This window comes from Pedococcus sp. P2_D7 (assembly GCF_056404295.1).
The window spans coordinates 1-512 of the sequence record NZ_JBFUEH010000015.1 but is presented as its reverse complement, the minus strand read 5'-3'; the positions used below and the strand labels follow the sequence as shown (position 1 = coordinate 512).

Below are 512 nucleotides of genomic sequence, written 5' to 3'. Positions count from 1 at the left end.
GCGTATCGCCTGCGTGCGAGTTCGTCGCGGCCGTCGATCATGTCCGACGCGGCGTAGGCGGCGAGGATGCCTGAGCGCAGCGCGTGCACGATGCCGCGCGACGACAGCGGATCGGCGGCAAACAGGCAGTCGCCCGCCGCGACCCAGCGCTCGCCGGCGGCCGGCTCGATCGTTGCCGTACCCGCCGACTTCACCGTGACAGAGGTTTCGCGCGCGCCATCAGGCAACAGCGGTACGATAAACCGTGTCGCCGCCAATGCGCGGTACCAGGATTTCGGGTCGCGCAACGCGCTGCCGAGGTCAGGATCGGTGAGGCACGCCACCACCCGGCTGCCACAGGGCAGGTCGGCGCTGTACCACCAGCCTTCGGGGCGTGCTTCGATGACCATCCGGCAATCGCCCGGTGCGCGGTCGAAGAAGCGTGTGTAGGCCGCAAGGTGCGCATGCACATGAAGCGTCGCGCTGAAGGATCGTGCCAGCGTCCACCTGCGGCCGGTCGCCCAGATCACGGC

At 69.1% G+C, this 512-nt stretch carries 1 protein-coding gene; it reads right to left on the bottom strand.

Features of this window, described 5'->3' with window-relative positions; all coding sequences use genetic code 11:
• A partial coding sequence (locus tag AC1DWJ_RS19140; RefSeq protein WP_477621696.1) for an NAD(P)/FAD-dependent oxidoreductase occupies positions 1 to 512 on the bottom strand: 512 nt, incomplete at both ends.